This window comes from Blautia luti (genome assembly GCF_013304735.1).
Taxonomy (GTDB): Bacteria; Bacillota; Clostridia; order Lachnospirales; family Lachnospiraceae; genus Blautia_A.
This window is the reverse complement of record NZ_JAAITI010000003.1, coordinates 55,945-81,978: the sequence shown is the minus strand read 5'-3', so window position 1 is coordinate 81,978 and position 26,034 is coordinate 55,945. Positions and strand designations below refer to the sequence as shown.

General features: G+C 40.0%; 28 protein-coding genes and 1 pseudogene. 24 read left to right on the top strand and 5 right to left on the bottom strand.

Annotated elements, in window-relative coordinates; all coding sequences use genetic code 11:
* Positions 1-118: 118 nt before the first annotated feature.
* Positions 119-1,312 (top strand): elongation factor Tu, encoded by a 1,194-nt coding sequence (gene tuf / locus G5B06_RS02785; protein ID WP_148445471.1) that lies wholly within the window; start codon positions 119-121, stop codon positions 1,310-1,312.
* 201 nt (positions 1,313-1,513) lie between these two features.
* Here tuf and G5B06_RS02780 read toward each other — a convergent pair whose 3' ends face one another.
* A complete protein-coding gene (locus G5B06_RS02780; RefSeq protein ID WP_070100139.1) occupies positions 1,514-2,128 on the bottom strand; it encodes a helix-turn-helix domain-containing protein in 615 nt (204 codons plus the stop codon).
* Positions 2,129-2,287: 159 nt separating this feature from the next.
* Between G5B06_RS02780 and G5B06_RS02775 the strand changes: the two genes are divergently transcribed.
* From G5B06_RS02775 to G5B06_RS02720, 12 genes are all read left to right on the top strand, one after another.
* Positions 2,288-2,482, top strand: coding sequence for a hypothetical protein (locus tag G5B06_RS02775; RefSeq protein WP_055053915.1), 195 nt, complete (start codon positions 2,288-2,290; stop codon positions 2,480-2,482).
* A gap of 15 nt (positions 2,483-2,497) precedes the next feature.
* Positions 2,498-3,715 (top strand): site-specific integrase, encoded by a 1,218-nt coding sequence (locus G5B06_RS02770; RefSeq protein WP_072522257.1) that lies wholly within the window; start codon positions 2,498-2,500, stop codon positions 3,713-3,715.
* Entirely contained in the window at positions 3,687-4,688 is a 1,002-nt protein-coding gene (locus G5B06_RS02765; RefSeq protein ID WP_072522256.1) for an AAA family ATPase, read from the top strand. The genes G5B06_RS02770 and G5B06_RS02765 overlap by 29 nt, the downstream gene beginning before the upstream one ends.
* 127 nt (positions 4,689-4,815) lie before the next feature.
* Positions 4,816-5,037, top strand: a complete 222-nt coding sequence (locus tag G5B06_RS02760) for a hypothetical protein (protein WP_055059751.1) — start codon at positions 4,816-4,818, stop codon at positions 5,035-5,037.
* A gap of 150 nt (positions 5,038-5,187) precedes the next feature.
* A complete protein-coding gene (locus tag G5B06_RS02755; RefSeq protein WP_114002719.1) occupies positions 5,188-5,415 on the top strand; it encodes a DUF5348 domain-containing protein in 228 nt (75 codons plus the stop codon).
* Positions 5,416-5,634: 219 nt separating this feature from the next.
* Positions 5,635-7,056 carry a plasmid recombination protein gene (locus tag G5B06_RS02750; protein WP_147567297.1) on the top strand — a complete coding sequence of 474 codons (1,422 nt, stop codon included), beginning with the start codon at positions 5,635-5,637 and terminating at the stop codon, positions 7,054-7,056.
* A gap of 3 nt (positions 7,057-7,059) precedes the next feature.
* Positions 7,060-7,434, top strand: a complete 375-nt coding sequence (locus tag G5B06_RS02745; RefSeq protein WP_055059744.1) for a TnpV protein — start codon at positions 7,060-7,062, stop codon at positions 7,432-7,434.
* 241 nt (positions 7,435-7,675) lie between these two features.
* Positions 7,676-8,092, top strand: coding sequence for a YjdF family protein (locus G5B06_RS02740; RefSeq protein ID WP_055059745.1), 417 nt, complete (start codon positions 7,676-7,678; stop codon positions 8,090-8,092).
* A 47-nt stretch (positions 8,093-8,139) separates the two neighbouring features.
* A complete protein-coding gene (locus G5B06_RS02735; protein WP_008373560.1) occupies positions 8,140-8,337 on the top strand; it encodes a zinc ribbon domain-containing protein in 198 nt (65 codons plus the stop codon).
* Between the two features lie 57 nt (positions 8,338-8,394).
* Positions 8,395-8,727: a DUF3784 domain-containing protein gene (locus G5B06_RS02730; protein WP_008373562.1), complete on the top strand. Its 333-nt coding sequence runs from the start codon at positions 8,395-8,397 to the stop codon at positions 8,725-8,727.
* A gap of 41 nt (positions 8,728-8,768) precedes the next feature.
* Positions 8,769-9,089: a DUF3784 domain-containing protein gene (locus G5B06_RS02725; RefSeq protein WP_114002721.1), complete on the top strand. Its 321-nt coding sequence runs from the start codon at positions 8,769-8,771 to the stop codon at positions 9,087-9,089.
* Positions 9,090-9,239: 150 nt separating this feature from the next.
* Positions 9,240-10,196 carry a helix-turn-helix domain-containing protein gene (locus G5B06_RS02720; RefSeq protein WP_114002722.1) on the top strand — a complete coding sequence of 319 codons (957 nt, stop codon included), beginning with the start codon at positions 9,240-9,242 and terminating at the stop codon, positions 10,194-10,196.
* 827 nt (positions 10,197-11,023) lie between these two features.
* On the opposite strand, the gene G5B06_RS02715 is transcribed toward G5B06_RS02720, so the two are convergent.
* On the bottom strand, positions 11,024-11,557 hold the full coding sequence (locus G5B06_RS02715) for a helix-turn-helix domain-containing protein (RefSeq protein WP_173762049.1): 534 nt from the start codon (positions 11,555-11,557) through the stop codon (positions 11,024-11,026).
* Between the two features lie 210 nt (positions 11,558-11,767).
* Here G5B06_RS02715 and G5B06_RS02710 point away from each other — a divergent pair, with 210 nt between their 5' ends.
* The 10 genes from G5B06_RS02710 to G5B06_RS02665 all read left to right on the top strand — a co-directional run bounded on the left by G5B06_RS02710 (position 11,768) and on the right by G5B06_RS02665 (position 19,679).
* Entirely contained in the window at positions 11,768-11,959 is a 192-nt protein-coding gene (locus G5B06_RS02710) for a helix-turn-helix domain-containing protein (protein WP_009243123.1), read from the top strand.
* 13 nt (positions 11,960-11,972) lie between these two features.
* Positions 11,973-13,025 (top strand): site-specific integrase, encoded by a 1,053-nt coding sequence (locus G5B06_RS02705; protein ID WP_044925418.1) that lies wholly within the window; start codon positions 11,973-11,975, stop codon positions 13,023-13,025.
* Positions 13,026-13,043: 18 nt separating this feature from the next.
* On the top strand, positions 13,044-13,214 hold the full coding sequence (locus G5B06_RS02700) for a hypothetical protein (protein WP_165854697.1): 171 nt from the start codon (positions 13,044-13,046) through the stop codon (positions 13,212-13,214).
* A 216-nt stretch (positions 13,215-13,430) separates the two neighbouring features.
* Positions 13,431-14,075 (top strand): CHC2 zinc finger domain-containing protein, encoded by a 645-nt coding sequence (locus G5B06_RS02695; RefSeq protein ID WP_243005660.1) that lies wholly within the window; start codon positions 13,431-13,433, stop codon positions 14,073-14,075.
* Positions 14,020-15,357, top strand: coding sequence for a virulence-associated E family protein (locus tag G5B06_RS02690; protein WP_044925412.1), 1,338 nt, complete (start codon positions 14,020-14,022; stop codon positions 15,355-15,357). Before G5B06_RS02695 ends, G5B06_RS02690 begins: the two co-directional genes overlap by 56 nt.
* A gap of 117 nt (positions 15,358-15,474) precedes the next feature.
* A complete protein-coding gene (locus tag G5B06_RS02685; RefSeq protein WP_055066584.1) occupies positions 15,475-15,702 on the top strand; it encodes a DUF5348 domain-containing protein in 228 nt (75 codons plus the stop codon).
* A gap of 297 nt (positions 15,703-15,999) precedes the next feature.
* Complete coding sequence (locus tag G5B06_RS02680; protein ID WP_275945171.1) at positions 16,000-17,322, top strand: plasmid recombination protein; 1,323 nt, start codon at positions 16,000-16,002, stop codon at positions 17,320-17,322.
* Positions 17,323-17,418: 96 nt separating this feature from the next.
* Entirely contained in the window at positions 17,419-17,793 is a 375-nt protein-coding gene (locus tag G5B06_RS02675; protein WP_117998135.1) for a TnpV protein, read from the top strand.
* A gap of 88 nt (positions 17,794-17,881) precedes the next feature.
* The gene (locus tag G5B06_RS02670; RefSeq protein WP_055056235.1) at positions 17,882-18,331 is read left to right on the top strand and encodes a MarR family winged helix-turn-helix transcriptional regulator; all 450 of its coding nucleotides are present in this window, start codon (positions 17,882-17,884) and stop codon (positions 18,329-18,331) included.
* On the top strand, positions 18,324-19,679 hold the full coding sequence (locus tag G5B06_RS02665) for an MATE family efflux transporter (protein ID WP_330385184.1): 1,356 nt from the start codon (positions 18,324-18,326) through the stop codon (positions 19,677-19,679). The genes G5B06_RS02670 and G5B06_RS02665 overlap by 8 nt, the downstream gene beginning before the upstream one ends.
* Before the next feature lie 88 nt (positions 19,680-19,767).
* On the opposite strand, the pseudogene G5B06_RS02660 reads toward G5B06_RS02665, so the two are convergent.
* Positions 19,768-20,621 (bottom strand): annotated as a pseudogene (locus G5B06_RS02660) (recombinase family protein); the annotation flags it as partial.
* A 271-nt stretch (positions 20,622-20,892) separates the two neighbouring features.
* On the bottom strand, positions 20,893-21,708 hold the full coding sequence (locus tag G5B06_RS02655) for an alpha/beta fold hydrolase (protein ID WP_117943784.1): 816 nt from the start codon (positions 21,706-21,708) through the stop codon (positions 20,893-20,895).
* Positions 21,709-22,248: 540 nt separating this feature from the next.
* Here G5B06_RS02655 and G5B06_RS02650 point away from each other — a divergent pair.
* Positions 22,249-24,546: a glycoside hydrolase family 3 C-terminal domain-containing protein gene (locus G5B06_RS02650; RefSeq protein WP_117943785.1), complete on the top strand. Its 2,298-nt coding sequence runs from the start codon at positions 22,249-22,251 to the stop codon at positions 24,544-24,546.
* 111 nt (positions 24,547-24,657) lie between these two features.
* On the opposite strand, the gene G5B06_RS02645 is transcribed toward G5B06_RS02650, so the two are convergent.
* Positions 24,658-26,025, bottom strand: a complete 1,368-nt coding sequence (locus G5B06_RS02645) for an MATE family efflux transporter (protein WP_117943786.1) — start codon at positions 26,023-26,025, stop codon at positions 24,658-24,660.
* Between the last annotated feature and the right edge of the window lie 9 nt (positions 26,026-26,034).

Genomic DNA, 26,034 nt, shown 5'->3' with positions numbered 1-26,034 from the left:
TAAATAAATAAAATGCTTGCAAATAACCTTGGTTTGCAATATAATCAAGGTTAGCAAGTTTAAATCTGAAAAAATGCTCTAATTACAGAGTCAAGTTTTTTAAGGAGGACATTTTAAAATGGCAAAGGCTAAGTTTGAGAGAACAAAACCGCATTGTAACATTGGTACCATCGGACACGTTGACCATGGTAAAACAACATTAACAGCAGCTATCACTAAAGTTCTTGCTGAGAGAGTTCCAGGAAACGTAGTAGAGAACTTTGAGGATATCGATAAAGCTCCAGAGGAAAGAGAGCGTGGTATCACAATTTCTACAGCTCACGTTGAGTATCAGACAGAGAAGAGACATTACGCACACGTTGACTGCCCAGGACATGCTGACTACGTTAAGAACATGATCACAGGTGCAGCTCAGATGGATGGTGCTATCCTTGTTGTTGCTGCTACAGACGGTGTTATGGCTCAGACAAAAGAGCACGTTCTTCTTGCTCGTCAGGTAGGTGTTCCTTACATCGTTGTATTCATGAACAAATGTGATATGGTAGACGATGAGGAGCTTCTTGAGCTCGTAGAGATGGAGATTCGTGAGCTTCTTTCCGAGTATGACTTCCCAGGAGATGACCTCCCGGTTATCCAGGGTTCTGCTCTTAAAGCTCTTGAGGATCCGGCTGGCCCATGGGGAGATAAGATCATGGAGCTTATGGATGCTGTTGACAGCTACATTCCGGACCCACAGCGTGACACAGATAAACCGTTCGTAATGCCTGTAGAGGACGTATTCTCCATCACAGGACGTGGTACAGTTGCAACTGGTAGAGTTGAGGCTGGTGTTCTTCACGTATCTGATGAGGTTGAGATCGTTGGTATCAAAGAGGAGACTCGTAAAGTTGTTGTAACTGGTATCGAGATGTTCCGTAAACTTCTTGATGAGGCTCAGGCTGGTGATAACATCGGAGCACTTCTTCGTGGTGTTCAGAGAAACGAGATCGAGCGTGGACAGGTTCTTGCTAAACCAGGAACACTTACATGCCATACAAAATTCACAGCTCAGGTTTACGTTCTGACTAAAGACGAGGGTGGCCGTCATACACCATTCTTCAACAACTATCGTCCGCAGTTCTACTTCAGAACAACAGACGTAACAGGTGTTTGCAACCTTCCAGAGGGAACAGAGATGTGCATGCCTGGAGATAACATCGAGATGACAATCGAGCTGATTCATCCGATCGCTATGAGCCAGGGTCTTACATTCGCTATCCGTGAAGGTGGACGTACTGTAGGATCAGGACGTGTTGCTACAATCATCGAGTAATCACTGACTAATATATATTGAGTACCGCAAGGTACATTGTGTCCAAACGTAAGATACCCCGGGACCGTAAGGTTTCCGGGGTTTTTCTGTTGAACAGAAGATTAAAAAAAGGCTGTAAAGAATAGCGAATAAATTAAAAACAGGCAGGTATGGGAAGAAAATGAAAACCTTCGCATATCTGCCTGTGATACTGTTATGATACTATTTCTGTTCGTTATTGGAAAATTTCTGTGTTAAAAGTTCATCTCGTTTACGGATTCGTGTCTCAAAATCCAGTTCTTCAATTTCTTTATGGGTGACAGGTTTGGAAGTGTAGTATTCCAACGTCTGCTTTTTCCACATATCAAACATATCTTTGCCTGTGAAATAAGATTCCAGGCTTTCTCTGTTCTCCTGCAGATCAGCAAGAAAATTACACATATCTGCGTTTAAAGAATGTTCCGGATCATTTCCATAAAAGCGAAGTCCGGCATACCATTTCTGTGTTTCTGTTTCTATATCACCGGGAAGTTTATTATTTATATCCAGTTCATACCGGAGTTCATTGGATTCATTCATCTGCAGTAAAACCCAAAGAATATCGCTGAGAGTAGAAATCTGTACTTTATTTTCAGATAATCCAAATAACCAGTCCAGTGAGACATGAAATTTCTGAGCAATAGTCAATAACACATCATTGGAGGGAGTAACCACACCATTTTCATAACTGGATAAAGTTGACTGACGTATACCAATAGCTGCGGAAAAGTTTTTTTGATTCATCTTCAGATCAGTTCGTAGCTCTTTTATTTTTTCTGAAATAGATGATTCCTGCATATTATCCACCTCCTTAAAAGCTATGATTAGTATATCACAAATGATAAAAATCAACAATATAGAAAAATATCATTCACACAGATAAAAACCATTGACAATGATTACTTTAAATGATATAGTATCAGTGAAAATGATAATTATAGACAAGGAGGAAATGATATGCAGAGACAAAACTATATGATTACAGCGGAAGAAGTTGCAGAGAGCATGGGGATTTCACTTGGATATGCTTACAAGCTACTTCGCAAACTGAACAAAGAGCTTGCAGATCAGGGATATGTGACCGTTGCGGGCAAGATACCGAGAGCATTCTGGGAAAAGAAATTTTATGGATATTCCCAGATTGCAATGTAAAGGGGGGGAGAAAGTATGGCAGCATACAAAGATGAAGAAAGAGGAACCTGGTATGTTTCATTTTATTATGAGGACTGGACAGGAGCCAAAAAGCGAAAAGTAAAAAGAGGATTCCGCACTAAGAAAGAAGCATTAAATTTTGAAGCGGAGTATAAAAGAACAGCGAAAGCAGACATGGATATGACAATGGGAGAGTTTGTAGAAGTCTACTTCCGAGACAAGTCTCAGTCATTGAAGGACAGGAGTATCAAGAATAAAAGAGATACGATGAAGGCTCAACTGTTACCGTATTTTAAGGACAGACCAATGAACAGTATTACACCAGCAGAGATTATCCAGTGGCAGAATACGATTATTGAAAAAGGATATTCAGATGATTATCTGAAAACAATACAGAATCAGATGACGGCATTATTCAATCATGCGAAGAATATCTACAATCTGGCAGATAATCCCTGTGACAAAGTAAAACGTATGGGAAAGACTTCAAAAAAGAAAATGAAGTTTTGGACAATTGAAGAATATCGGCAGTTTATGACCGGAATAGAACCGGGAAGCAAATATTATGTGCTGTTTGAATTATTATTCTGGACAGGAGCGAGAGAAGGCGAAGCACTCAGCATTACACCTGCTGACATTGATTTTGAAAGGAATCTACTTCATATCAATAAAACTTACTACCGTATGCATGGAGAGGACGTGATTACATCTCCCAAAACAGAAGAATCGAACCGTACGATTTCCATACCGGAATTTCTGAAAAAAGAGATTCAGGACTATATTAGCAGACTGTATGAGTTGCCCGAAGATGAACGGATTTTTCCAATGGTTCATGAAGCGGTACAGCATAAGTTAAAACAGGTGGTTCAAAAGACCGGAGTAAAAAAGATAAGAGTACACGACATTCGTCACAGTCATGCGGCATTTCTGATCAATAAGGGAGTGCAACCATTGATGATTAAAGAAAGGTTTGGACATACGGACATTCGCATTACATTGAATACTTATGGGCACTTATATCCAGATCAGCAGAAAGTAGTGGCAGATATGTTGGATGATGAAAATATAAAAAGCTCCGGAAGTACGAACAACCGGAGCAATGTGACAAATGAGGACGAATCCACAAATGTCAACCCTAGACAAGTTGATTATAGCAGAGATTCTTCCAGAGAACAACAGATAACTGGCGAGAACAGTTGGGAAAATGGAGGAATTTATGGAACAGAGAAATGAGAATAAAACAGAATTGAAAATGATAAAGATGTCAGATGTCCAGTCTCAGACAGTGGACTGGCTCTGGTATCCGTTTATCCCTTATGGAAAATTAACGATTATTCAGGGAGATCCCGGTGATGGAAAAACTACGCTGGTATTAAATATTGCTGCAAGATTGTCTAAAGGAGAAGGTCTGGATAACGATATGAAAGTAACAGAACCCGTGAATATTATCTATCAGACAGCGGAAGATGGACTGGCAGATACAGTAAAACCCAGACTGGAGCTGGCAGAAGCGGTCTGTGAAAGAATTATGGTTATAGATGAAACAGAAAAATCACTTTCCATGATTGATGAAAGACTGGAAACTGCTATCAAACAGACTGGTGCGAGAGTGCTTATTTTAGATCCGATTCAGGCATACCTTGGAGGAACAATGGATATGAACCGTGCAAATGAAGCAAGGGATATGACGAAAAGATTGAGTTTGTTGGCAGAAAAATACAAATGTGCAATTTTATTAATCGGACACATGAATAAAGCTGGTGGAAACAAAGCTGCATATAGAGGAATGGGTTCGATTGACTTTTTTGCAGTAGCCAGAAGCGTATTACTGGTAGGAAGAATAGAGGGAGAACCGGATTTAAGAGCAGTGGTTCAGATTAAAAATAATCTGGCTGCATTTGGGCATTCCAAAGCATTTCGCCTGACAGAAACAGGATTTGAGTGGATAGGTGACTATGAAATCACAGCAGATGAGGTGCTTGGTGGAATTGCGCCAAAGGTAAATAAACTGGAACAGGCAAAGAAGATGCTGAGGGAACTGGCAGAAACATCAACTTCTGTGCAAAGCAGTGAAATCTTTGATATGGCAGAAGATTTGAATATTTCTAAAAGAACACTGGAAAATGCAAAAAAGGAACTTGAAATTAAGGCAAGACGAATCGGCAATTCATGGTATTGGGATTTAGATAAAGTTAAGCCGGAATAAATTAAGGGTGCAACATTGCAGAGTATATAGAAAATGCGGAATTAAAATGCAAGGTTGCAATCTGTAAAGACATTGCAGTGTTGCGTCCTTACATAAATTGTAAGAAGGTGAGAGCTTGAAAAACGTTATGATTCCAGAGGAGTTATTTGGAAAGATTATAAAATATCATTTACTGGATCAGGAACAGGAAGCAGATGATATAAGAAAAGGTCTGGAGAAAAAGCTGGATGCAATGGTAAATCGTGAGGTATACAGTAAATTCAAAACTGCACCAACAGAAGAAGAACGGGAAAAGTTCCGGCAGGAGTATCTGGACAGAAAAGGAATGCAAGAGAGCTTTCGATGGTAACAGTTCTTATTGATTATCTTTTTACAGGAGCGTGTCACGCACCTGTGAGAAGTAAACAAGGAGAAAGTTGGTAAGGTGCAGACGGAAAACTGTGGCTGGAATGTGAGACGGCTGTAAATTTGATAGTTGTGAAGAAGGGAGAAAGATACAATGAAACAGGGAAGATTAGGATATAACAGTAGCAATAACAGATATGGGTTGTTGGCATCAGACTTATGGATTGATACGGGATTTCACTGTGGAGAAGGTCTTGAGGTGCTGGTCGATGATAAGTGGGTAAGGACAAGAATGGAGATGAATCCAGCAAGAGAATGGTATCTGGTTGGAACGCCATACTGTGGAGATCTGGAATATGTGCAGGCAAGAATAACGGAATAATTTAATCGAGAGAGTAACGAAAGAGATAAAATAGCCCCCGGCAGGGCGCAAGGGTACTTTTGATGGACGGAACGGCTGTCGAAAGTGCTTTTGCGTTACTTTTGACAAAAGTAACAAAACCGCCGTATCCGGCGAAGATTTCTTTTTATACTATAGCTGGTAAAGATACAAATTTATGTGCCATGTCTGGCACTGGTTTTAGAAAGTGGGGTGACGAACATGACGCTGAAACGAACAATTAGTGGTATGATCGGGACAGGTTCTCTGGCTCATAACAGAAGGGAATTTATAGCAGAAAATGTTGATTCAGACAGAGTGCAATTAAATATTTGCTATCAGAATGAGAATTTAAAAGAAGTTTATAAAGAACTGTTTGATGAAGCTGTAGAACGATATAATATCGGGAAAAGAAAAGATCGACAGATTACAAATTACTATGAAAAAATCCGGCAGGGCAAACAGGAAAAATTGTTCCATGAAGTGATTTTCCAGATTGGAAATCGAGAAGATATGGCTGTCGGAACAGCAGAAGGAGGTCAGGCTGTAAAAGTACTGGATGAGTATGTAAAGGACTTCCAGAAACGGAATCCAACGCTACGGGTATTTGGTTGTTATCTACATCAGGATGAAGCTACGCCACATCTACATATTGATTTTATTCCTTATGTAACTGATTGGAAAGGAAAAGGAATGGACACCAGAGTTTCGCTGAAACAGGCATTAAAAAGTCTTGGATTTCAAGGTGGGAATAAGCATGATACTGAGTTAAACCAGTGGATGAACCATGAAAAAGAAGTTCTGGCAGGGATTGCAAAAGAGCATGGTATTGAATGGGAACAGAAAGGCAGTCATGAGGAACATCTGGATGTCTATAACTTCAAGAAAAAAGAACGGAAAAAGGAAGTACAGAAATTAGAGCAGGAGAAAGAGTATCTAACTGCAGAAAACGAAGAACTGACAGCACAAATTGCGGAATCCAGAGCAGATATCCAGATTTTAAAAGACGATAAGGAACAGGCAATTAGGGAGAAGCAAGAAGCAGAACAAAGGGCAGAGGACGCAGAAAAAGAACTAAAAAGTCTGGAAGATCGTCGGAATGTGCTACAACCAATCATGGATAATGCCAGTAAGGAAATAAAAGAATATGGAATGATTAAGACGTTTTTACCGGAGGCAGGAACATTTGAACGTGCAGTACCTTACAGGGAGAATAAAATCAAGCCATTGTTTATCAAGATGAAGAATCAGATTGCTGCATTAGCTGGAAAGGTTGTAGAGCTTAACAAAATGGTAGAAAGCTGGAAAAATAAATATCAAAAATCTGTTGAGGAATGTGATAATATCCAGAAACAGTTAGACGATGTACGTAAGGAAAATGGAAAATTATCAAATGATAATCAACGTTTACAGGAGACTTCGGACAGATATGACAGAGTGGTGCGTATTCTGGGAATGGAAACTGTAGAGGATGTGGTGCAGCAGGACATTAAAGAACAAAGGGCACTGGAAGAAAAACGGCGAATGGAGCAAATGCCAAAGGGAAGCGTTCTGAAACAGTTGGAATGGGCAACTCAAAAGAGCCAGATTGAAAACCAACAACGTAAGAAAAATAAAACAAAATACAAAGGATTGGAGATTTAGACTATGAAAAAACAGATTTATGATGAGAAAAATGGAATGAGCTATACGTTGCATGGAGATTACTATTTGCCGGATCTGGTTTTAAGAGAAGAAGAACCGACATATGGAAAATATGGAATGTTACGAAAGCAGTTCTTAAAAGAACACAGATCAGCAAGGTATCAGTATTTGTTATTGACTGGAAAGCTGAATGAACATCTGAATCAGACTGATCAGGAAGCTAGAGAACAGGTGGAAACGCTTATGGAACAGATGACAGAAAAACAGGGTGTAACTGAAGAATTAAAGGCACAGGATCAGATGGAGAGGGTCAGGCTGATGAATAATATAAAAGCTAGTGCAGAAGAAATTGTATTGAAAAACATGATATATGTGTGATTGCGAGGGGGATAAGATCGCTTTTTTACATTTTTGTATATTAGAATAGAACTTTAGAAAGCACTATGGTAAAATAAAGTGAAGGTAAATTGAAAGTTATCAAAACAAAGATAAAAACGCAACGTGCATCTTTGATGTGCCAGAGCCGGTAGGTAGCCCGGCCGTCCTATATAAATAGGGTAAGTAACCTGCCCCTCCGGGTTGTCCATTCTTTGTTCAATAAATTTTAGGAGGGATTTTTATGGACAAAGTAAATGGAAGATTGACGGTATATTTTGAAGAACCATTTTGGGTAGGCATATTTGAGCATATTGAAGATGGTAAATTATCTGTGGCAAAGGTAACATTTGGCGTAGAACCAAAAGAATATGAAGTGCAGGAATATATTCAAAAATACTATTTCGGTTTGAAATTCAGTCCGGCTGTTGAAGCTATTGTAAAGGATATAAAAAGAAATCCGAAACGGATGCAGCGTTCAGCAAAAAAGCAGATGCTGGAAACTGGCATTGGCACAAAATCGCAACAGGCGTTGAAATTACAACAGGAACAGAACAAACAGGAGCGTAAAGAAAAAAAACGAAAGAAAAAAGAGGCGGAAGAACAGCGAATGTTTGAACTAAAACAGCGAAAGAAAAGAGAAAAGCATAAGGGACATTAAAAGTCCTTTGAGCTTTTTCTCAAATTCGGGATTTGGAGGTATAAACAATGAGGAAATGTGAAAAGTGTGGAGCAAGTATGAAATTAGATTTAAGACTTAAAGTTAATGGCGGTGGCTATGGGATGGTTGTTCGTGTAGATGAAAAACAAAAGGCGACAACTATAGATGATGTTAGAGTTGCAGTCTGCCCAGAATGTGGTTATACAGAAATGTATTTAGAGGATTTAACGAAATTGAAATCTTAAAAGACAACTTTCAGATTTTTAGAATTAAGAAAAACGAAATTTAGGGAGGGTCTATAATTGAAATTAGCAGATTTAGCAACAGGTTCTGATTGGATAGTGTGGATTGTCTTTGTAATATTTGCTGTACTTTCTATAGTTTTACTTTCTGGACACGGAAGCTGGTTTATTTCTGGATATAATACAGCTTCAAAAGAAGAAAAGAAAAAATATGATGAAAAGAAGTTATGCAGGACAATGGGAGTTGGAATGTCTATTATAGCAATTCTTGCATTAATTATGGGCTTGCTTGAAAATATTTTGCCTGCATTTTTTGTATATATTGCATTGGGAATCATTGTAGTTGATGTCGTGGTTATTATCATTTTAGAAAACACACTATGCAAAAAGTAATAACTTCTGGTTTGAGGAATTGACTGAAAGGAAGGCATTATATGTTCTATATTTATATTATTTTTGACTTTGCAATGGCAGTGATTATGCTTTTATTTGGAATATGGTTTTATAGGTCAAAAGGACAAGCATCCAAATTCTTGTCTGGTTATAATATGAAAGCAGCAGAAGAACGAAAAAAATATGATGAAAATGCTATGTGTAAGGCATATGGGAAGAGAATGATGTTTATGTCAATTCCTTTTATTGCTGGAATGATTATAGATATTTGGCATATAGGAATCGGTTGTTTAATTGCATGGGTGATATGGTTTGTTATGTTTATTCTGCTACTTATGGATAGACATAAAAGAGAAGGTTAATTTATAGAGGAATAGAATGCTTTTGGGGTGAAAATACCGTTTATTTGTTTTAGACATACGATGTCCGGTTGAAAATTAGCGGATTCTCGTTTTATGTCGTGGTAATTTTGATACATATTGGTAAGCTGTAAGTGGAAGAGAGGTAGAGACATGGACACAAAAAAGATTGGAGCTTTTTTAAAGCAATGTCGTAAAGAAAAGAATCTTACGCAAGAGCAGCTTGCCGAGAAGTTTGAGGTATCTGCAAGAACAGTTTCCAGATGGGAAACAGGAATAAATATGCCAGATCTCAGTATACTTGTTCAACTTGCTGAATATTACGATGTTGAGATGAGAGAGCTCCTGGATGGAGAAAGGAGCCAGACTATGAATAAAGAGATGAAAGAAACACTGGACAAAGTTGTGGTGTATGAAGGATGGGTGAAACAAAAAGCATTAAAGGCTGGAAATCTTGCATTTGCATCAATGTTTGTGATTAGCGTGTTAGCGATTATTATTCAGATGTTATTAACTGTGGATATTCGCTTGGTTTTAGGAGAGACAGCAACTGCTTTGGTAGGAGGAATCCTGTACGCCTCTATTATGGTGTACAATGGAATATGGGATAAATGTTTGCCAAAAAGTGCTACTATATGGCGAGATTTTTTCACCAGTGTGATATTTGCAGGAATTTTTACCGTCATCTATGGTGTATGCTTATTTAGAATGGGAGCTACAGAAACACAGATAACACGATTAGCATTGGGATTTCTGATTGGTATTATTATTGTGGCATTTATTATTCTTAGGCTCTTGGCATTTATTAATCGAAAAAGAAACCAGAATTCGTTAAATGTTCAGGAGAAAAAGGAAACTTCCCTATCTAAGGTAGAATGGATAAAAATTTATAATGCACAGAATATAGTAGAGACAGAACAACTTGTAGAAATGTTAAAGCAAAATGGAATAGCAGCTTTTTCACAGGAAGCAGGTGCGAATGTTGCAATGCATGGGGCACCTGGATTTGGAATATATGGTGTGGATATATTCGTGAAAACCGATGATGCAGAGAAGGCAGTACAGCTGATTAAGGAGATTAATAACCAAGAGAATGAAGAAAATTTTTGACATTTTCACACATGCGTGCTAATATGATTATAGAAAAAGAGTGCTACCGATAGACGGTTAGTCCGATATATGTTTTGACAAAAATTGCCGCTTAGTTTACCAGACCAGGGCGGCTATTTTTGTGGTTTATTATTATCCTTGCCAAAGGTATATCCAAGACCAAAGCAGGTTAAGCCGAAGCTCACTACTGCTATAAAATCAACAATACTCATGGCTTAGCCCTCCTTTCCAGTGGATTCTCTTTCGAGTTTCTATGTAATCAGAGGGTCACAGTCCCTCTGCTGAAGGACTAACCGCCTACCGTTATGATAGCACCCATGTTTCGATTATAACAGTCAAGGTGGGAATCTGCAACCGGAAAGTTGACAGCTCATGAAAATCTGGCTGTGATACCGTTTTGATACTAAAAAATGAAGAGAACAGAAATATAGCGTAGAAATCCTATAACACAGGACAATAAAGACACGAAAATCACAGAAAATAATGAGATTTTAAGAACCTCACAAACGTGAAGGTGGACGTACTGTAGGATCAGGACGTGTTGCTACAATCATCGAGTAATACAATCTGAAAATAGATTTGTTATCGCAAGATAACGTTGTGTCCAAATGTAAGATACCCGTAGAACTTCGGTTCTACGGGTTTTTCTGTTGCTTAAAAAAGTTAAATAAGTCGGAAAAGAATAACGAATGATAAAGAAAAACGGTTGCCGGGAGATTATCCTAACAACCGTTTGTGATAACAGAATGATAACAAAATATGAAATTTTCACCAATTTGATAACAGATACAGTGGATTTGTTCATATATCACAGATATGGGTGTGGATTAAGTCAGATCATATGTCTTAATGTCATTACCATCTGTGCCCTTCTTAACAATAGTGTGACACCCTATCGTTGTTCCCATAGCACGCAATTTCCATTCTTCCTGGGTAGCGTTCAGTTTATCCAGTTCTGCCTGTCTTTTATCTTCATCTTCAATAGCTAATATTTCAGCTTTTTCCTTTTCATAGACATTTTTAAATTGACACCATTTCCTGAAAAAGTCCTGCATTGTAGGATTTTCGAATGTCAGTGCAACCTTCTGCTCAGGTGTTTCAGCAAGTGAGAGGTTCACCGAATCATCAATAGAAAACAACAGAGAGAGTACATCTCCGACTGTTTCAATATTAAAATCCAGAAAAACACTTACATTTAATCCCAGTGCAGTTGCAATCTTTTCTAACTGATCCGGTTTCGGATTCCGGATTCCCAGTTCATATTTTCTGATTGTTCCTACGTTAATGCCGGACAGCTCGGCTAACTGTATCTGACTGTATCCTCTAAATTCCCGGAATGCCCGGATTTTTTTGCCAACCATAATGCTGCCTCCTTAATAATATTTGTGCTTCTATTCTAGCACAAAAGTGAATGATACAAAAGAGTGAGATTTAACAAATTGCCGATACGCAAGCAATAGGTATGGAATGGAAAAAATAAATTCGCAAATGTTTATTGACAAATTCACAAAAGTGAATTATTATAAGAGAACAACGAAAGAGTCACAAAAGTGACTGGAAAGGAGGACGCTATGAGAACTAATTATATGATGACTGTTGATGATGTCATGGAAGAATTAGGCGTGAAACGCAGTAAAGCATATTCCATTCTGAAGCAGCTTAATGATGAACTGGCAAAGGAAGGATATGTGGCAGTTCGTGGAAAGATTCCACGTCCCTACTGGGAAACAAAATTTTATGGATGCTCTCAGAGAGCAGTGTGAAGGAGGTTTTAAGATGTCAGCTTACAAGGACAAAACACAGGGAACCTGGTATGTGAGCTTCCGCTATATTGACTGGACAGGTAAGAAAACGCAGAAGCTGAAAAGAGGGTTCAAGACAAAGAAAGAAGCATTGAATTATGAAAAGGAATTCATAAGAAAGACTGCAGCGGATATGAAAATGGAGATGAACAGTTTTATTCAAGTCTATTTTGAAGATAAAAAGAATGAACTGAAAGAAAATTCAATCCGTAACAAGCAGCACATGATGAACAAGCACATTGTTCCGTATTTTGGAACAAGAAAAATGAATGAGATCACACCGGCAGAGATTATCCAGTGGCAGAACACCATTCAGGAAAAAGGTTACAGCAAGACTTATGAGCGTATGATTCAGAATCAGTTAAATGCACTGTTTAATCATGCACAGAAAATTTACAATCTGAAGGAAAATCCATGTAAGAAAGTAAAAAAGATGGGGAAATCGGATGCTAATAAGCTGGAATTTTGGACGAAAGCAGAATATGACAGCTTTATCGCCGGGATTGAGCCAGAGAGTGAGGATTATCTGATATTTGAAATCCTGTTCTGGACAGGAATCAGGGAAGGAGAACTTCTGGCATTGAGTCTTTCAGACTTTGATATGAGTGGTAATCTTTTGCATATCAATAAGACTTATAACCGGATCAGGAAAAGAGATGTGATTGATACTCCAAAAACAGAAAATTCAGTCCGTACCATTGATATTCCTAATTTTCTTAAAGAAGAGGTGCAGGAGTATGCGAAGAAGCATTATGGATTTCCGGAAAATCAGCGGTTATTTCCGATTGTGGCGAGAACACTGCAGAAACGGCTTAAGAAGTATGAAGCATTGACCGGTGTAAAACCAATCAGAGTGCATGATATCCGTCACAGCCATGTAGCATATCTGATTTATCAGGGTGTAGAGCCACTGATCATCAAGGAAAGACTGGGGCACAAAGATATTCAGATGACATTAAACACTTATGGTCACCTGTATCCGTCACAGCAAAAAAAGGTAGCTGAGATGTTGGACAACAAACGTTAAATATGGAGGAAAAGACACATGAAAACAAAGAAAGTAGTCAGAAAAATATTTGATACGCTCAATTATAGTAAGAAGCTGAAGATAAGTTCCATTTTACCGGATCGAGATTCGGATTATGCGATTCTTCTTGAATTAGAGGATGGAAGCAAATTTGAAATTATCATTATCCCAACAAGGAGATTCGTATAAGGAGTGGAACTATGGCTACTAACAGACAAAAAGAAAAAGCCCAGACAAAATATCTGAGCAAGTTCTCTGATAATCAGATTCACTGATATATCATCTTGGCAGATTCAGTATATCACGAATTGAACGATACAACAATTCCCGAATATCTGTTCATCAGAGACTTGTCCGGAGGGGCAGGAGGTAGAAGTGACATTATTTGAACAGGTAAAAGAATGTGTGACAGCCAGACAGGCTGCGGAGCATTACGGGATTAAAGTAAAAAGAAATGGAATGGCGTGTTGTCCGTTTCATAAAGACCGACACCCAAGTATGAAGGCCGATAAAATATATCACTGCTTTGCATGTGGAGTGGGCGGTGATGCGATAGATTTTACAGCAAGGTTATTTGGAATATCACAGTATGAAGCTGCGAAAAAGATGATAGAAGATTTTGGACTGGATATAAAAATCGAAGACAGAAACAAATACAAAAGGATGCACCAAAGCAGGAATACTTTGATATCAAAGAAACCTAAAGTTGTGATGATCAGAGAAAAACTGGAGCAGTGGTTGAAACATGCAACAGACGTGCTGATCAGATATCTGAAATGGATTCAGTTCTGGAAAGAGATTTACAAACCAGAACCAGATGAAGAGTGGCACGAATTATTTACGGAGGCATTGGCAAATGAAAGAAAGATAAATGACTATCTGGACGTGCTGATGTTTGGAACAGGAGAAGAGATTGTAGAGTTTTTCAAGATGAAGAGAAGGGAGGTTGAAAAAATTGAAGAAAGAATTAACGAATATCAGCGAGAAGTCCTTGATGGAATTAGAAGATATTGTGAACGAGGAAATGCTTACAACAGAAGATGTCAATAATATGTTGGAGCATACGGATAAAGGAAGAACAAAGCAGACAATTAGAAATTGTGTAACCGTACTTCAAAATGATCCGGTATTGAAAAAAGCGATTAAACGAAATGAACTTTCTGGAAGGATGGACATTGTAAAAGAGGTTCCCTGGGAGCGGAGGAATAACAGTCCTACGGTTACAGATACTGATGAAAATAATTTGAAGATGTATCTGGAAGAAAATTATGAACTGACAAGTGAGCGTGTGATCAAAGCAGGAATAGATATTGTTTCCAATGAAAATAAATATCACCCAATTAGAGATTATCTGGAGAGTCTGGTCTGGGACGGAATTCCAAGAATAGAAAATATGCTTCCACATTTTCTGGGAGCAGAAAAGAGCAAATATACAATCGGAGTAATGAAAATGCACATGCTGGCAGCGATTTCAAGAATTTATGAACCGGGAATAAAATATGATATTATGTTGTGTTTGGTTGGGAGTCAGGGAGCCGGAAAGTCCACATTTTTCAAATATCTAGCGATAAAAGAAGAATGGTTCAGCGACAATCTGGATCATTTGGATGATGAAAATATTTACAGAAAACTGCAAAATCACTGGATTATCGAAATGGGAGAAATGAAGGCAACTATCACAGCAAAGAATATTGAACAGATAAAATCGTTTCTGAGCAGACAGAAAGAAACTTATAAAGTACCTTATGAAGTTCACCCGGAAGACAGACCGAGACAGTGTGTATTTTGCGGTACTTCAAATGATTTGAATTTCCTTCCGCTGGACAGAACCGGAAACAGAAGATTTGCTCCGGTGATGACAGATATGTCGAAAGCAGAAGTTCATATTCTGGACAATGAGGCAGAGAGCAAAGCCTATATCGAACAGGCTTGGGCAGAGGCAATGGTACTGTATCGACAGGGAAATGTGTTCTTAGGATTTACAAAGGAAATTGAGGAAGAGGCAAAGCGTCTGCAGAAAGAATTTATGCCGGAAGATACCAATGCCGGAATCATACAGGAATTTCTTGATGACTACGATGACGATTATGTATGTACAAGAATTCTGTTCGATGAAGCGCTACATCGAACCGGAGAAATGAAACAGTGGGAAGGTAAAGAAATTGCCAATATTATGAACAATGCGATTGTAGGCTGGAAACCACATGGTACACATCGATTCGGAAAGGAATATGGAATACAGCGGTCATGGAAACGGATGAAAGATTCGGTGAAGAAAGATAAAGACGGATTTATAGAAGTACCGGAACAGTTGGAAATACCGTTTGAGTAAAGATTATTGTAAACGATGTAAACGGAACTTGAAGAAAAAACTTAAAACGTTAACTTTTAAAATCTTTTGAACTCCGTTTACAAATTTCGTTTACAGACTGGAAAGGAGCAGAAAATGATGAAACAGGGAAGATTAGGATATAACAGCAGCAATGGAAGATATGGATTATTATCATCAGATTTATGGATTGATACAGGATTTCACTGCGGAGAAGGACTGGAAGTGCTGGTAGATGATGAATGGGTACAGACCAGAATGGAGATGAATCTGGCAAGAGAATGGTATCTGGTGGGAACACCTTATTGTGGAGATTTGGAATATGTGCAGGCGAGGATACCAGAATAAACAGATCTATGATTCACTTCGGTCGGTGCAGAACAGACGTCCATAAGGACGTTATGCCCCCGGCAGGGCGCAAGGGGACTTTTGATGGACGGTACGGCTGTCGAAAGTGCTTTTGCGTTACTTTTGACAAAAGTAACAAAAGAGGGGCTTGTCCCCGATACTTCTCGAACTACTAATGTTCGAGAAGGTTCCTAAATATCGTATCCGGCGAAAATTTCTTAAATATCGCCATAACTGGCGTAAATAAAAATTATGTGCCATGTCTGGCACTCGAGTAGAAAAGAGGTGAGAAAATTTATGATGAAACGGACAATCAGTGGCATGATCGGAGCCGGTTCACTGGCTCATAACAGACGGGATTTTGTAGCAGAAAATGTAGATCCGGACAGAGTGCAATTGAACATTTGTTATAAGAATGAGAATCTGAAAGAAGTTTATAAGGAACTGTTTGACGATGCTACGGAGAGATACAATGTCGGGAAAAGAAAGGACCGGCAGATTGCAAATTATTATGAAAAAATCCGACAGAGCAAACAGGAAAAGTTGTTCCATGAAGTGATATTCCAGATTGGAAATCGAGAGGATATGGCAGTGGGAACAACAGAAGGAAATCTGGCTGTAAAGGTATTGGACGAATATATGAAAGATTTCCAGAAGCGGAATCCGACACTTCGGGTATTTAGTTGCTATCTGCATCAGGACGAAGCTACTCCACATCTGCATATCGATTTTGTCCCTTATGTGACCAACTGGAAGGGAAAAGGAATGGATACTAGAGTTTCACTGAAGCAGGCATTAAAAAGTCTTGGATTTCAAGGCGGAAATAAGCATGATACAGAACTGAATCAGTGGATAAATCATGAAAAAGAAGTGCTGGCAGAAATCGCAATGCAACGTGGAATTGAATGGGAACAGAAAGGTACACATGAAGAGCATCTGGACGTTTATAATTTCAAGAAAAAGGAACGTAAAAAGGAAGTGCAGGAACTGGAGCAGGAAAAAGAAAATCTGACAGCAGAGAACGAAGGATTGATTTCTCAGATTGCGGACGCAAGGGCAGATATTAAACTACTGGAAGAAGAAAAAATTCAGTTCCAGAAAGATAAAGAAATAGCAGAAAAACGTGCCGAGAACGCAGAAACGGAATTGAAAAAACTGGAGGACAGAAGAGAATTCCTGCAACCGGTGATGGATAATGTCAGTAAGGAAATAAAAGAATATGGAATGATCAAAACATTTTTGCCGGAAGCTACAGCATTGGAACGTGCGGTAACTTATCGGGATAAGAAAATAAAACCCTTGTTCATTGAAATGAAGAATAAAATTGGTGCGATGGCTGCACAGGTTAAAGAACTTACCAGAGAAAGAGATAAGTGGAAAAGTAAGTTTCAGAAGAAAAAGCAGGAGCACGAGAACACTAAAAAGGAACTGGCAGAAGTTCAGAAGGATTATCAGAAATTATCCGGTGAGAAAGAAATATTGCAGGGATTTGCAGACAGATACAATCGACTTTTACGTATGCTGGGGAAAGATATGGTAGAAAGACTGGTGCAGGACGATATCCGGATGCAGGCGGAACTTGAAGCGAAAAAGCAGAAAGAACAAATGCCGAAAAAATAGGCGACCGTATACAATGGGCAAGAGAACGAAGTGAAGAACACAATGTACAGATAAAGAAGAACAAAACAAAATATAGAGAAATGGAGTTGTAAGAATATGAAGAAACAGATTTATGATGAAAAGAACGGACTGAACTACACACTGCATGGAGATTATTATCTGCCGGATCTGGAAATCAATGAGGAAGAACCCACATATGGGAAATATGGAATAATGCGAAAACAGTTTCTGAAGGAACACAGGAGTGCCAGGTATCAATATCTGGTACTGACCGGGAAATTGACGGAGCATTTGAATCAGGTCGATAAAGAAGCGAGAGAAAAAGTTGAAATGCTGGTGGAACAGATGGCTGAGCAGTGGGGCGTGACAGAAAAACTGAAGATGCAGGATCAGATGGAATGGGTTAGGAAAATGAATAATATTCGTAGCAGAGCAGTAGAGATTATAGATGTAGAATTGATTTGTGTTTAGGAGGACAAAGCGGCAGATATAATGTTAAAAGTAGTTGCGTGCGCACGCATATTGTATTATAATACTGGTGGTTAGGAGGAATATATCTATGAAACTATTAAAATGGCTTTCAGTAACAGACCGATTTTACAAAATCTATTTGGATAAACAGCTTGCCCCCTTTGGAATCAACAACAGCCAATATATGTTTTTGATTAAAATCTGTCGTTCGCCTGGCATTTTACAGGATTCTTTAATGGATATGTTTTATGTTCATCCGAGCAATATTGTACGGACAGTTGCGGCATTAGAAAAGCAGGGAATGATTATGCGTTCCCCAAATGATAAGGATAAGCGGACGTGTAAGCTGTATCCTACGGAACGTGCGCTGTCTGTAATTGATGAGATACAGACGGTATGTGAAAAGACAGAAGCTCTTTTATTGCAAGGCTTCAGGGAATCCGATAAAAACCTCTTTATTGATTTGCTGATTCAGGCAGGTGAAAATATTACAGCGGAACTCCGTATAGAAAGAAAGGGGGATGAATTTAATGACTGAGAATCCCCTAGGATATGAAAAAATTTCAAAACTGTTGAAAGATTTTGCCATTCCCAGTATTATGGCGTCTCTTGTCGGCTCAATCTACAATATTGTGGATCAGATTTTTATTGGTCAAGGGGTCGGTTATCTGGGAAATGCAGCAACCAATGTTGCCTACCCGTTCTCTACCATCTGCCTTGCTATTGCACTGCTGGTTGGAATTGGCAGTGCTTCCCGTGTTTCCCTCTGTCTTGGACGCAAAGAGCCGAAAGCTGCCGCCAAAGCAGCGGGAAATGGTATTGTTCTGATGGGGATTTTCGGAATTATTTATTTATTGGTTGGTGAAGCTTTTCTGTCTTTGCTCCTAAAGGCATTTGGGGCAACGACAGATGTATTTCCATATGCAAAGCAGTATGCTAGCATAACATTGATTGGAATGCCGTTTCTTATTGTAACGAATGGTATGAGCAATTTGATTCGAGCAGATGGAAAACCAAAGTATTCAATGGTTTGCATGGTTATGGGAGCTATTATCAATACCATTCTTGACCCTATTTTTATTTTTGCTTGCGATTGGGGGATTGCCGGCGCAGCTTGGGCAACAGTTATTGGGCAAATTTTTTCCTTCATACTCGCACTCCGTTATCTATGGCGTTTCCAAACAATCCATTTTGAAAAAGAGTCGTTTTTATTGGACATCAAAGAAAGTATGAAAATTTGCAGCATGGGAATCAGCAGCAGCTCAAACCAGATTGCAGTTACCGTGATTCAAATCATTCAGTACAATTCGTTGACTTATTACGGCGCATTAACAAAATATGGAACAGATATTCCCTTAGCTGCTTGCGGAATCGTTATGAAAACAAATGCCATAATCCTTGCGATTGTTGTAGGAATCTCGCAGGGAACACAGCCGATTATCGGCTTCAACTATGGGGCAAGGCAATACCATCGTGTACGGGAGGCTTACCTGCTTGCGGTAAAATGGAACCTTGTTGTTTCCACAATTGCTTTCATCGCATTTCAATTTTTCCCGCAATCTATCATTTCGCTATTCGGAGATGGGAACGAGCTGTATTTTGAATTTGCTGTTTTGTTCATGCGTACCTATCTTTTCATGGTGTTGGTAAATGGTGTGCAGTTGCTTTCTTCCAGTTTTTTTACCGCAATAGGAAAATCGTTAAAAGGTGCTCTGTTGGCATTAACAAGGCAGACCTTTGTGTTGATTCCGCTTACCCTGCTGCTCCCGCTTCGTTTCGGAATTATGGGAGTATTGCTTGCGGGACCTGTTGCTGATTTTTCAGCGTTTATGCTATCTGTTGTACTGGTGGGTATAGAATTAAAAAAACAAAAAAATGACATGTAAACAACAGCCCTATGTGAAAACATTCTTTTTCCGCCGTTAAGTAATCAAGAAGCAAAAACTTAAAAACCGTTGCGATAAATTTTATAAATTCACCACCACAATCTGCGCAAAACATGAGTCCGGTTAACGGATTTGCTTTGCCCTGTGCTATTGGGCGGTGCTTGGTCTCTCTGATTTTCTGAACCACATACCAGGTGTCTTCATCAACAATAGCTTCCTGCGTATCTCTGAATATCATCCAGTCCTCCGGATTAGTATATTGGGAATGCTTGTCTTCGCAAGATAGTAGGATGGACGCTCAACCTTTTCGTTTGTGAGTATTCTGGCAACCTGCATCGGTCCATTCCCTTCAATAATTAACTGGAAAATACGTCTTACCACAGCAGCGGCTTCTTCATCAACAAGCCAGTGGTTGTTATCTTCCGGGTCTTTTTTGTATCCGTAGATGGCATTAGAAGTCAGATGTTTGCCTTCCATACCCTTGTTGCGAAGTACAGACTTGATTTTTCTGCTGGTATCACGCACATACCATTCATTCATAATGTTTAAGAATGGTGCAAATTCATTGGATTCAGAATGTGTGCTGTCAACACCATTGGAAATGGCAATAAAGCGGACGCCTTTTTCTCGGAATAAAACCTCCGTATAAAAGCCTACTTCCAGATAATTTCTGCCGATTCGACTCATATCCTTGACGATAACACATCCGATTTTTCCTTCTTCAATGTCGGCAGTCAACCGCTTCCAATCCGGTCTGTCAAAGTTAGTACCGCTATATCCATCGTCGGTATAGTGTGCAAGGTTCGTAAACCCCTGTTCTTTGGCATACTTTTCAAGCATTTTCTTCTGGTTTACAATGCTGTTGCTGTCCCCATTCAGTTCATCATCTCGTGACAGTCTTTTGTAAAGTGCTGTTATTTTGTTGTTGTCCGGTCTCTTCATAAAATCTCCTTTCCGAGGTAGCAATACCTCTGTGACCGGGCATCTATGGATGAATTTATTCTATCATACAGGGTCACTGCTATATAATCTTGTGATTCGGGAACAGATTTTCTAAAAATGACCATAAAAATGACAGGGCATGTAACCCTGTCATAAAGTTAGAAATTGTTCCTTCACTTATAGGAGAAATTCGAGGGGATAAACGGAACTGTTTTTTTCTAAACAATAGTATGTAAATGTTTACGACAAACTGCGATTTTCCTACGATTCATCATATCTTATTTATCAGTTTTTCTATTAACGAATTCACTTCCTCCGGTGCATCGGTATTTGAATTATGTCCTGCATTTTTAATCCATGCAATAGGAATTCCAGTATTTTTATGCCATGCATTATTGTAACGAATACAAGAACCGGCATGATCTTTTTCTCCACATATCAGTTGAGCCGGACAGTTTATCCTGTATGGAAGATTAGTTTCCATTGCTTCTGCCAATATTCTAAAACCATGACCTGCGATTTTGGCATATCTTTTTTGGTCACCATCGTAGATCATCATAATATCATGCATTAATTTTCTACCATATTCGGATGTAGCCACACCATTTGTTCCCGTTTTCAATAATGATTTCCAAGGATAGTATCTATATACTGGCTCCATTTTTTTCAGAAGCCACAGCTCGATTCCTGTTACATATTTTCTTTGTAAAGGAGCAGAATCAATAGAAATAAATCCTTTCAGCTTGTTGGGAAATAATTCTGCATACGCTTGACCAACATAACCTCCCATGGATTGTCCTATAATCACTGGATACCGAATGTTTTCCAAGCTCAAAATATCATCAAGCCATTTCGCTTTATCCGACAAAGAAAAATTAAATTCAAACGGCCAGGATTTTGCATGACCAGGTGCATCCCATACAAAAACATTATATATGCCTTCAAAGAATTCAATTTGTTTATCAAATAGTCTATGGTCGGCAGTTAAACCTGGAAGGAAAATCAAGGTTGCTTTTTCTGGATCTTGTCCCAGATTTATCCAATAATGAATACATCCACTTTGCGTTTTATATATCTTTTCATTCATTGCAAACACTCTTTCAAATTCAAGTTTTCTTTATTATAGTACTGATTAAAACGTGATACAACATATAAGAAGGACGGGACTAAATAAATGTCCTGTCCATATCATTATGCTATGAATATATCAGTTGTCAGGGCTCCAGCCTATCCGCAAATACAGTTCATAATCACGCTTATCATCAGAAGCTCCATGCGGAAGCGAAACGGCATTTATTATTATGTATATCCGTGTGTGTACCGGGATAAAAAACTGACCTGCCTTGCCTATGCAACGTCGAAAAGTCCGTTAGGGCCATTTACTTATCAGGGGATAATTATTGATAATGCCAAATGCGACCCGAAATCCTGGAATATACACGGAAGCAGAGCCGGGAACCTATGAAATCAAAGTAACCTGTAAAGGAGATGTGGTACTGCATTCCGTGACCATTCAGTAAAGGAAATGCAAACCTATTTTTACAATAAATAACTCAAAACTATAATACGAAAAGAAAAATATATGCTATCTTTATCCAAAAGAGAAAGATTGGCAGGAGGATGAAACATGGAAACAGCAAAAATAAAAGAATTGGTCTCCAGAATGACTCTGGAGGAGAAAGCATCTTTGTGTTCCGGGCTTGATTTCTGGCACACAAAAGGAGTGGAACGTCTCGGAATCCCTTCGGAAATGGTCTCAGACGGACCTCACGGACTCCGCAAGCAGGACGATAAAGCAGACCATTTGGGAATCAACGACAGCATTCAGGCTGTTTGCTTTCCAGCGGGATGTGCAACCGCATCCAGCTTTAACCGTGAGCTGGTGACAAAACTTGGAGAAACACTGGGGGAAGAGTGTCAGGCAGAAAATGTAAGCACAATCTTAGGCCCGGCTATGAACATTAAGCGTTCCCCGCTGTGCGGACGTAATTTTGAATACTATTCAGAGGACCCACTTGTGTCAACGGAAATGGCAGGTGCGCTTGTCCACGGCGTCCAGAGCAAACATATCGGAACAAGTCCGAAGCATTTTATGGCAAATAACCAGGAATATCACCGCTTAACAAGCTCTTCAGAAATGGATGAACGCACCATGCGTGAAATTTACCTTGCTTCTTTTGAAGGAATGGTAAAGAAGGAAAAGCCGTGGACCATTATGAACGCATACAACAAGCTGAACGGCACATACCTTTGTGAAAATAAAGAAATGCTCACAGATGTGCTCCGCAAGGAATGGGGATTTGACGGCTATGTAATGACAGACTGGGGTGCGATGAATGACCGTGTGGAAGCTCTGAAAGCAGGCTGCAATCTGGAAATGCCGTCCTGTGAAGGCGCTACGGATGTGGAAATTGTTGCCGCAGTACAGGACGGAACACTGGATGAATCTGTACTGGACAAGTCCTGTGAAGAATATTTGAATGTTATTTTCAAATATGAGGAAAACAGAGACAAAAACGCGGTATTTCAGCATGAAAAAGACCATGAGACAGCCCGGGAAATCGAAGAGGAGTGTATTGTGCTTCTGAAAAATGAGGATGCGCTTCTCCCGTTGTCCGCAGACAAAAAGGTGGCTTTTATCGGCAAATACGCCGAGGAACCACGCTATCAGGGCGGCGGAAGTTCCCACATCAACAGCTTTAAAACAGAATCTGCAATGGACGCCGTAGAATTTCTCGCAACTGTAAAAAAGGAAAACATCACATTTGCCAAAGGCTTTGATGATGTTGAGGATAAAGTGGATGAAGCATTGGCTGCAAAAGCCGTAGAGGCTGCTGCTAATGCGGATGTGGCGGTAATCTTTGCCGGACTGCCGGACAGCTTTGAATCCGAAGGGTATGACCGGAAGCATCTTGGGATGCCGAACTGCCAGAACGCACTGATTGAAGCGGTGGCGGAAGCACAGCCGAACACCATAGTTGTGCTTCACAACGGCGCTCCGATAGAAATGCCGTGGCTCGGAAAAGTAAAAGCCGTGCTGGAAGCCTACCTGGGCGGACAGGCTGTGGGCGGCGCAGTGGTCAATGTGCTTTACGGAAATGCAAATCCAAGCGGACGATTGGCGGAAACATTCCCACTTCGGATACAGGATACGCCGTGCTATTTGAATTACGGCGGAGAACATGACAAATCGGTTTATTCAGAGGGCGTATTTGTGGGATACCGCTATTACACATCCAAAGAAATGGAAGTCCTGTTCCCGTTCGGATACGGATTGTCTTATACGACCTTTTCTTACGGCAATCTTACGGTGGACAAAAAGGAGTTTAAGGAAAGTGAAAAACTGCTGGTATCCGTAGACGTAACAAATACAGGCGCATGTACAGGAAAGGAAGTCGTACAGCTTTACGTAGCGCCGAAGGGCGGAACAATCATCCGCCCGGTACGGGAGTTAAAAGCATTTGAAAAAACAGAACTTGCACCGGGTGAGACAAAAACCGTCACCTTTGAACTTGACAGCAGAGCCTATGCATACTGGAATACGGAAATCCATGACTGGCATGTGGAGACCGGAGCCTATGAAATCCAGATTTGCCGGAATGCACAGGAAGTGCTTCTGTCAGAGGAAGTACAGGTAGAATCAGAAACCGTCCTGCCGAAAGTGTATACCCTCAATTCCACAATGGGAGAAATCATGGCAGACCCGAAAGGAAAAGCCATATTGGAACAGGCAATGGGTGAAATGGAAGGAATGGACGGCGAGAGTACAGAGGAACAGATGCAGGATGATTCCGGAGTGATCAACGACGAAATGATGGCGGCAATGATGGAAGCCATGCCGCTCAGACAGATGCTGAGTTTTGTACCGGGAGTGACAAAGGAAGCACTGAACCAGCTTGTTGCAGCGCTAAACGCAGCAGAATAAACATACAGATCTACAAAAAAATACCGGAACAGGGGATTCAAGTTTCCTCTGTCCCGGTATTTTTCTAGGACCACCAGGTGTCAGGCATTATTAAATTTCCTAACTCAAAAATTATTTAACAAACAACTCCCGCAGTGCTTTTCGGAATTCGAAGAAGAACAGTACTGCAGTGAATGTGACCGCCAAGAAGTCTGCAATCGGCTCAGCCATATACACAGCCATTGTCTGGTTGCTATGTAAGATTGCCGGCATGATGTAGATCAACGGAATGAGAAGGATGAATTTTCTCATAACTGCAACGATGATCGATGCTTTAGCTCTTCCGATAGATGTAAATGTCATCTGGCAGGCAATCTGGATACCGAACATAAACAGACATGCCAGATAGATGCGCAGCGCTTTTGCAGTAAATGCAAGCAATGTGGCATCGGAGGTGAACATTCCTGCAAATACCTGCGGGAAGATCATGACGCAGAGCCACAGGAAAACGGAGTATGTCAGACTGACCTTCAAAAGAAGTTTAAAGGCAGATTTGACACGATCCACATTTTTGGCTCCGTAGTTGTAGCTGATGATCGGCTGTGAACCTTGTCCGACTCCCTGCAGCGGAAGCATGGCAAACTGCATAACACTTGTCAGGATTGTCATTGCACCAACTGCGATATCTCCACCGTATTTCAAAAGAGAAGAGTTGAAACAAACGGAGATGATACTTTCACTTGCCTGCATCACAAAGATGGAAGAACCGAGAGCGAGTGAAGGCAGGATAATCTTAGACTGAAGTTTCATATTGCAAACTTTCAGTTTCAATGTTGTCTTTTTTCCAAACAGGAACGTCAGAACCCAGATGCAGGAGCAGGCCTGAGAAATAACAGTGGCAAGGGCAGCACCGCGGACTCCGAGTCCAAATCCAAAGATGAAGATCGGATCCAGGATAATATTGGTAACAGCACCGATCAATACGGAGAGCATACCGGTTTTGGCAAATCCCTGAGCTGTGATAAACGCGTTCATTCCAAGTGTGAGTTGTACAAAAAGCGTTCCGATAGCGTAAATGTTCATATAGGAAACAGCATATTCAATCGTGTTCTCACTTGCTCCAAAAGAAAGCAGGAAAGTCCGGTTTCCAATCAGAAGCACGATAGTAAGGATCGCAGATATGATGAGCTGTGTGAGAAAACAGTTGCCGAGGGTTTTCTCAGCAGACTCTGTATCTCTCTGTCCCATGAAAATAGATGCGCGCGGGGCCCCACCGTTTCCGACAAGGGCAGCGAATGCCGCTACGATCATGATCAGTGGCATACAAACACCTACGCCGGTCAGTGCAAGAGCACCTACATTTGGAATGTGACCAATGTAGATACGGTCTACGATATTGTAAAGCATGTTGATCATCTGTGCTGCAACGGTAGGCAGTGCCAGACGCAATAACAATTTACCGATAGGTTCGGTTCCTAAAAAATTCTTGTTCTCGTTCATTTCTCATTC

Excerpts from the sequence above, each read along its gene's own strand:
- G5B06_RS02720 (WP_114002722.1), top strand. The coding sequence starts at position 9,240 with ATGGACACAAAAAAGATTGGAGCTTTTTTAAAGCAATGTCGTAAAGAA.
- G5B06_RS02700 (WP_165854697.1), top strand. The coding sequence starts at position 13,044 with ATGAAAACAAAGAAAGTAGTCAGAAAAATATTTGATACGCTCAATTAT.
- G5B06_RS02710 (WP_009243123.1), top strand. The coding sequence starts at position 11,768 with ATGAGAACTAATTATATGATGACTGTTGATGATGTCATGGAAGAATTA.
- G5B06_RS02665 (WP_330385184.1), top strand. The coding sequence starts at position 18,324 with ATGACTGAGAATCCCCTAGGATATGAAAAAATTTCAAAACTGTTGAAA.
- G5B06_RS02740 (WP_055059745.1), top strand. The coding sequence starts at position 7,676 with ATGGACAAAGTAAATGGAAGATTGACGGTATATTTTGAAGAACCATTT.
- G5B06_RS02780 (WP_070100139.1), bottom strand. The coding sequence starts at position 2,128 with ATGCAGGAATCATCTATTTCAGAAAAAATAAAAGAGCTACGAACTGAT.
- G5B06_RS02655 (WP_117943784.1), bottom strand. The coding sequence starts at position 21,708 with ATGAATGAAAAGATATATAAAACGCAAAGTGGATGTATTCATTATTGG.
- G5B06_RS02755 (WP_114002719.1), top strand. The coding sequence starts at position 5,188 with ATGAAACAGGGAAGATTAGGATATAACAGTAGCAATAACAGATATGGG.
- G5B06_RS02775 (WP_055053915.1), top strand. The coding sequence starts at position 2,288 with ATGCAGAGACAAAACTATATGATTACAGCGGAAGAAGTTGCAGAGAGC.
- G5B06_RS02685 (WP_055066584.1), top strand. The coding sequence starts at position 15,475 with ATGAAACAGGGAAGATTAGGATATAACAGCAGCAATGGAAGATATGGA.
- G5B06_RS02690 (WP_044925412.1), top strand. The coding sequence starts at position 14,020 with ATGGAATTAGAAGATATTGTGAACGAGGAAATGCTTACAACAGAAGAT.
- G5B06_RS02670 (WP_055056235.1), top strand. The coding sequence starts at position 17,882 with ATGAAACTATTAAAATGGCTTTCAGTAACAGACCGATTTTACAAAATC.
- G5B06_RS02650 (WP_117943785.1), top strand. The coding sequence starts at position 22,249 with ATGGAAACAGCAAAAATAAAAGAATTGGTCTCCAGAATGACTCTGGAG.
- G5B06_RS02745 (WP_055059744.1), top strand. The coding sequence starts at position 7,060 with ATGAAAAAACAGATTTATGATGAGAAAAATGGAATGAGCTATACGTTG.
- G5B06_RS02705 (WP_044925418.1), top strand. The coding sequence starts at position 11,973 with ATGTCAGCTTACAAGGACAAAACACAGGGAACCTGGTATGTGAGCTTC.
- G5B06_RS02735 (WP_008373560.1), top strand. The coding sequence starts at position 8,140 with ATGAGGAAATGTGAAAAGTGTGGAGCAAGTATGAAATTAGATTTAAGA.
- tuf (WP_148445471.1), top strand. The coding sequence starts at position 119 with ATGGCAAAGGCTAAGTTTGAGAGAACAAAACCGCATTGTAACATTGGT.
- G5B06_RS02765 (WP_072522256.1), top strand. The coding sequence starts at position 3,687 with ATGGAGGAATTTATGGAACAGAGAAATGAGAATAAAACAGAATTGAAA.
- G5B06_RS02750 (WP_147567297.1), top strand. The coding sequence starts at position 5,635 with ATGACGCTGAAACGAACAATTAGTGGTATGATCGGGACAGGTTCTCTG.
- G5B06_RS02675 (WP_117998135.1), top strand. The coding sequence starts at position 17,419 with ATGAAGAAACAGATTTATGATGAAAAGAACGGACTGAACTACACACTG.
- G5B06_RS02715 (WP_173762049.1), bottom strand. The coding sequence starts at position 11,557 with ATGGTTGGCAAAAAAATCCGGGCATTCCGGGAATTTAGAGGATACAGT.
- G5B06_RS02770 (WP_072522257.1), top strand. The coding sequence starts at position 2,498 with ATGGCAGCATACAAAGATGAAGAAAGAGGAACCTGGTATGTTTCATTT.
- G5B06_RS02680 (WP_275945171.1), top strand. The coding sequence starts at position 16,000 with ATGATGAAACGGACAATCAGTGGCATGATCGGAGCCGGTTCACTGGCT.
- G5B06_RS02645 (WP_117943786.1), bottom strand. The coding sequence starts at position 26,025 with ATGAACGAGAACAAGAATTTTTTAGGAACCGAACCTATCGGTAAATTG.
- G5B06_RS02760 (WP_055059751.1), top strand. The coding sequence starts at position 4,816 with ATGATTCCAGAGGAGTTATTTGGAAAGATTATAAAATATCATTTACTG.
- G5B06_RS02725 (WP_114002721.1), top strand. The coding sequence starts at position 8,769 with ATGTTCTATATTTATATTATTTTTGACTTTGCAATGGCAGTGATTATG.